The 7,159-nt window shown below is 36.4% G+C and carries 1 protein-coding gene; it reads left to right on the top strand.

Annotated elements, in window-relative coordinates:
- Positions 1-572: 572 nt before the first annotated feature.
- On the top strand, positions 573-7,159 hold a 6,587-nt coding region (locus BM088_RS18295; RefSeq protein WP_091987978.1), incomplete at its 3' end, for a non-ribosomal peptide synthetase.

Raw genomic sequence — 7,159 nt, 5'->3', positions numbered from 1 at the left:
TGTAAATAAATTAGCAGTTTTATTATTTAAGGAAATGAGAGTTCGCTCTGAATTTTTGAGATCTTGCTATAAGTGAAGAGCTTAGGCTATACTGTTCCCAATTCGTAAGTTTTTTCTTTTTAGCGACAAAAATGTATTTGTGTGATTTCTAGGTCTTTTTAAAGACGTAGTTATAATGTGCTTCTGAATATAAAACTAATCTGGGTTAGAAATGATTGAAGTCTATTTTTATTTCATATTTATTTAATAAAAAGGCTTTAATATCAAGATAAATTTCGTGAAAGCATAGTTTTATAGCGCTCCTACTAAAAGTTTTTTGCGGTTAAAAGGTTTTATCGGTGTCGTAGCTGATGAAAAAATAAAAGGTGAAGGATACTATCTTTGTTTGTAACTTTAATCATCAAAGTTACTGCCTCTAGGTTATTTTTTTGAAAACAGTTTTATATTCCCATTGGGGTTTTATCGTATCTCAGGTGCACTTGTGATAGGTAAATAATGAGTTTAGTTCCGTTTTTTGAAATGTTAGATGGAATTAATAGGAAAATTATTTTTATAATTGAGTAGAAATTAATATGAAAAATTACATTCTTTCTTTACTTAAGAAAGGGGTTACGCTTAGCCTTGCAGATAATAAACTACAGGTAAAAGGAAATTTAAAGTCACTTGAAGCAGCAGATAAGACTTTTTTAAAACAAAATAAAATAGCTGTAATCGAATTTATTAAAGATAGAAAAAATGTTGAAAACCTTTCTAATAATCAAATCACAAGCGTTTCTCACTTAAATAACAAAAGCGAACTTTCTTTTGCTCAGCAGCGATTGTGGTTTATCGATAAATTACAATCTGGTTCACCTGAATATAATATACCTGTGGCTTTTAAAGTTGAGGGGAAACTTGATACTCAACTGGTAGAGTCTGTGATCAGTGAAATAATACAACGTCATGAAATACTACGTACGGTATATATAAAAGGTGATAATGCAGGCTTACAACATATTAAAAGTAATTTTAATTTTAGTTTATCACATCATGATTTAACAGGGCTTACAGACGAAGCACGTAAGGTTACGCTAAAATCTCTGATTGATTCAGATGTACAAACGCCATTTAACTTGCAATCAGATTTGATGATCAGAGTAAGCTATATTTTACTTACGAATGAAAACGAAAAGCTTGAGCAGATACAGCAAGGTGTTTTATTATTTAACATGCATCATATAGCCTCTGATGGCTGGTCGATGGAAGTATTAAGTAAAGAGTTTTTTACTTTGTACCAGGCTTTTGCAACAGGCATAGAAAATCCATTACCGGTGCTTGAAATACAGTATGCAGATTATGCACAATGGCAAAATAAATTATTCAAAGGAGAAGCGCAGAAAGCACAAATTCGCTATTGGGAAAAACAATTGGCAGAGTTGCCGCTACTGCATTCTATACCATTAGATAATCCAAGATCTGAAACAAAAAATGATGAAGGGGGCATGATTTCAACTCAGTTGCCAAAAGAGATTGCGGTAAATCTATTGACACTTGCAAAGCAGTATCACTTAACGCCATTTATGTTATTGCATAGCGCACTTGCTTTAGTTTTGTCTCGCCATAGCAATAGCTGTGATATTGTGATTGGTACACCTGTTGCAAATCGGATGCAGGCAGAACTTAAGCCCTTGATTGGTTTTTTTGTAAATACCTTAGTATTAAGGCTTGATACCCAACATTTATATTTAGATGACTATTTAGCACATGTACGTCAGGTGCACCTAGATGCACAGTCAAATCAAGAAGTGCCATTTGAAAAATTGGTTGAGCGGTTAAATATACCTAGAACATCTGCTCACAACCCATTATTTCAAATTATGCTAACAACCAATACTGATTATGGCCTTAATAATTTACAAGAAAGTGAGTCATTCAACTTACCAGGGATCAGTTTGAGTCCATTACAATCAGAATCAGTAACTGCTGCTTTTGATTTAAATATTGATATGAAAATCAGTGATGAAGGCCTTATAACTCGCTGGATTTATGATGTCAATTTATTCAAAGAGCAACATATAAAACAGTTGAATGATCATCTTTGTCGTTTACTTGAAGGATTAAGCAAAATGCAAAAATCATCAAGGCCTTTCCTTGATGATTTATCTATGCTTTCAGAAAAGGAAGTCGATTATTTAGTGCATAAATTAAATGATCGAACAATAGACTATCCTAAGGATAAATGTATTCATGAACTTTTTGAGCAACAAGCAAAAGATAAACCAAATGATATTGCTGTTGTCTTTGAAGATAAACAACTGACTTATAAAGAACTGAATGAAAAATCAAATCAATTAGCACATTACTTAAGGGAAAATCATCATATTACACCTGATACACTCGTGGGTTTGTGTGTTGAACGTTCATTGGAAATGGTGATAGGTATTCTTGGGATCTTGAAGTCTGGTGGGGCTTATGTCCCACTTGATCCAAGTTATCCGCAAGAGCGTATTAATTATATGCTTAAAGATGCATCGCTGAATGTGGTGATAAGTCAAACTCAAGTGCAAGATGTTTTAGTTGACTTTAATGGCTTTATTTTAGCTCTAGATGGATTGGATGCAGTTAAAGCAGATAATGTAACCTATTCATATACGCAATTCTCTGCTGAAAATCTAGCCCTCTCACAGATCGAGACAACAGTTTCTAGCTTAGCTTATGTTATTTATACGTCTGGTTCTACGGGTCAGCCTAAAGGGGTCATGGTTGAACATCGTAACACTGTTTCTATGTTATATTGGGCGTTAGATACTTACTCTAAGGAAGAGCTTAATGTTGTATTGGCATCAACGTCATTGAACTTTGATTTATCAATATATGAATTGTTTTTACCCTTAAGCGCAGGCACTAAACTACGAATAGTAAAGAATATATTAGATGTTGCTACTGGAAATTTTGTAAGCGATATAACATTATTAAATACAGTTCCGTCGGCAATGGATGCGCTTCTTAAAATGAAGGCGGTTCCAAGTAATGTTAAGGTCATTAATTTAGCTGGTGAGGCGCTTAGAGGTGCTTTGGTCAATGGCATCTTGGCAAGTTATCCTGATGTGGTGGTTTGCAATTTATATGGTCCTTCAGAAGATACAACATATTCAACATATGCACGTTACGAAGATATTGTAGAGACACCGCCACATATTGGTAAAGTGATTTCAAATAGCCAAGGTTTGATATTGGATGACAACCAGAAACTGGTGCCTTTGGGTTCATCAGGTGAATTATATTTAGGTGGTGATGGCTTAACTCGAGGATATTTAAATCGTTCAGAGCTCACAGAAGAACGTTTTATAGAGAACCCTTTTTATGATGAAGTAATACCAAACAGCTCAAAATATTTGTATTGCACAGGGGACCTAGTTCGCTATTTACCTGAGGGTGATCTTGAATTTATAGGGAGAGCAGATAATCAAGTAAAAATACGCGGTTTTAGAATTGAGTTAGGTGAACTTGAAGCTCAGTTGTCACAACTTGAGTTAGTAGATTCGGCCTTAGTAATAACTAAAGAACTTGCTGGTAGTCAGCAATTGGTAGGTTATATAAAACCAGTCACTTCCTTCGGTGAAAAAGAACTAACAAGTTATGTTGCTCAGACTAAAGTGTCTTTAGAACAACAACTACCAGAGTACATGATACCGAATATTCTTATGGTTGTTAGCGAGTGGCCATTAACACCAAATGGTAAAATTGACAGAAATGCGTTACCCGCGCCCGATGGCAGTGCTTTACAAAGTGAATATATAGCACCAAGTACTGAAATAGAGTTAATTCTTGCAGATATTTGGGCGCAGTTATTAAATATTAATGTGGGGTCCATTGGCATTACAGCAAATTTCTTTCATTTAGGTGGGCATTCATTATTGACCATCCGCTTAATATCTGAAATTAGTAAACGTTTTGAAGTTGAAGTATCGATCATGAATATTTTTGAGAATGCCCAATTGAAGGCACTGGCAAATATCATAAAACAAAGTTCAGATCACCTAGCCCGCCCCCCAATTATTGCGCAAGTTAGAAATAGTGATAAAGCACAAGTTTCATTTGCTCAACAGCGATTATGGTTTATTGATAGCCTACAAGGAGGTTCATCTGAGTATAATATGCCCATAGCATTTAATGTGTCAGGTGAGCTGAATATTACTTTGGTCACCAAAGTATTTAATACCATTATTGAACGACATGAGGTCTTACGTACCTTATATAAAGAGAAATCAGGGGAAACGCTTCAGTATATTCGCAACATGTCAGATGTTGATTTTGATATTACAGTCGAAGATTTAACTCATCTCACGGGTGAGACGTTAATATCAGCAGTTAAGAATATTGTTGAGTCAAATATCACAGCGGTATTTGATTTAAGTACAGATTTAATGCTAAGAGTTAGCTATGTTAAAAAAACAGCCGATGCAGGGGTGTTGATTTTTAATATTCACCACATTGCCTCCGATGGCTGGTCAATGGAAATATTAACTAAAGAATTTATTGCTTTATATCATGCTTATAGTGAAGGTCTCCAAAGCCCATTACCTGAACTTGATATTCAATATGTCGATTATGCCCATTGGCAAAGAGAGTTTTTAGAAGGTGAGGTATTAGAGTCGCAATTAAGTTTCTGGGAAAAGCAATTAGATGAATTACCTGCGATACACTCTCTACCTTTATGTAAAATTCGCCCACAAGTTAAAAAAAATACAGGTGCAATTATCACAGGGCAGTTGCCAGCCATCATTTCTAAGCAGTTAGATGTGTTAACTAAAGAACATGAGATAACACCATTTATGTTATTACATGGTGCGTTGTCATTACTTTTATCTCGCCACAGTAACCGCTCTGACATTGTTATTGGTACACCTATGGCAAATAGGTTAAAACCTGAACTTGAGTCTTTAATTGGTTTCTTTGTTAATACCTTAGTATTACGAGTTGATACCAAAAAAGAAACTTTATCTGATTATTTTACACATATAAGACAAGTTCATTTAGATGCTCAGTCAAATCAGGATGTGCCCTTTGAGCAGCTGGTAGAGCGATTAAAGACGCCCAGAAGCACTGCGCATACGCCGTTGTTCCAAATTATGATGACCACCACCACGGATTATGGCGTTAATGACAACCATAATATTGCGTCATTGCAATTGCCCGGTGTCGGCATTCAGCCGTATCAGTCCGATTTTATCCAGGCAAAATTTGATTTGAACATTGACTTAAGTATCAGTGAGCAAGGTGTGGGTTTAAATTGGACCTATGATACTCATTTATTCTCTGAGCAGTATATCAGTCAGTTGAACACGCATTTGTGCTGTTTATTGGAAGGGTTAAGTCAAATGAAAGGGCAGTCAGTCCTTCATCGCTTACCTATGTTGTCACAGGGAGAGGAAAACTACCTTTTAAATACGTTAAATGAAACTCAGGAGGATCACCCTAAAAATAAATGTATTCATGAACTTTTTGAGCAGCAGGCAAAAAATACACCTAATGCGACTGCAGTTGTCTTTAAAGATAAAAAATTGACCTATAAAGAGCTGAATGAAAAAGCAAACCAACTAGCACATTATTTAGTTGCACATCATCAAGTAAAAGCGGATACGCTTATTGGTTTGTGCATTACGCGCTCAATAGAAATGATGATAGGTATGCTAGGGATACTCAAAGCAGGGGGTGCTTATGTACCAATGGACCCTGATTATCCTAAAGCGCGTTTAGATTATATGTTGGAAGATGCAGGGTTAAATGTTGTATTAACTTTGTCGCATGTACAAAAGGAAGTGTCTTTTGGAAATGCACACGCGTTATGTCTCGATGGTTTAGGGCAAAAAGCGCCACACATACAGAGCGTATTTGATGATTTTGCGATAGATAACCTAGAGACGAGGGAGCTTGGGCTTAATTCAAGTCATTTGGCGTATGTGATTTACACGTCAGGCTCGACAGGAAACCCTAAAGGTGTATTAACACCTCATATTGCAGTGAGTAGATTGGTAATTAATCCGAACTTTATGCCATTGGATCAGGATACGGTCTTCTTACAAAGTGCGAATATTGCTTTTGATGCAGCAACGCTTGAGATTTGGGGGGGGTTACTCAATGGCGGTAAATGTATCCTTTATCCAGAAAGATATCTCGATATTAATAGATTAAATGAGATTATTGTAAGTGAACAGGTAAATGCACTTTGGTTAACGGCGGGATTATTTAGTGAGTGGAGCCGAGTAAGCGATAAAGCGACGACATTAAAATGGGTATTAGCAGGGGGTGATGTTCTGAATCCTGATGCTGTGATGCGAGTGCAAAAGATGTTGCCACAGGTTACTTTGATAAATGGTTATGGTCCAACAGAAAATACAACGTTTACATGTTGTTATCAAATACCAAAAGTCTTAGAAGGAGACAGTCCAATCGCAATAGGTCGTCCGTTATCAGGAGACCAAGTTGTTATCATGTCAGATGAGGGTAATTTGTTACCAATGGGCGCGACTGGCGAGTTATGTGTTGGTGGCGATGGGCTGGCAAGAGGGTATTTAAATAGCCCAGAATTAACGGCAGAGCGGTTTATTGATAATCCATATTATGATGAGAGTAAACCAAATAGTAGTAGACGCTTATATAAAACAGGAGATTTAGTAAGATACCTTAAGGATAGCAATATAGAGTTTATAGGGCGTATTGATGCACAAATAAAAATCAGAGGGTTCAGGGTTGAGCTGGGTGAAATAGAATATCAGATAAACCAAGATGAGCGGGTTGATTCGGCTTTAGTTGTAGCAAAAGAGACAAGTTCAGGAGGCAAGCAGCTGATTGGCTATGTTAAATTATCACTCATGCATGAGACAGCGGATGTTGAAAAGGCAGTGTTAGCACAGTTGGCAGAAATAAAAGGGAGTTTGCTTACTCGTATGCCAGATTATATGGTGCCGAGTGCATTTGTAAAAATAGAAGAATGGCCATTAACGGCAAATGGAAAAGTAGATAGGAAATCATTACCGCAAGCAGATGACAGTTTATTACAAGGAGAGTATGTAGGGCCACAAACGGATACGGAAAAAGCATTAGTCAATATTTGGTCAGGGTTACTGAATCTTGAAGCGGATAAAATCAGCACGACAGCTAACTTTTTTGAATTGGG

It is taken from the genome of Pseudoalteromonas denitrificans DSM 6059 (assembly GCF_900112265.1).
Taxonomy (GTDB): Bacteria; Pseudomonadota; Gammaproteobacteria; order Enterobacterales; family Alteromonadaceae; genus Pseudoalteromonas; species Pseudoalteromonas denitrificans.
This window is presented reverse-complemented; position numbering and strand designations above follow the sequence as displayed.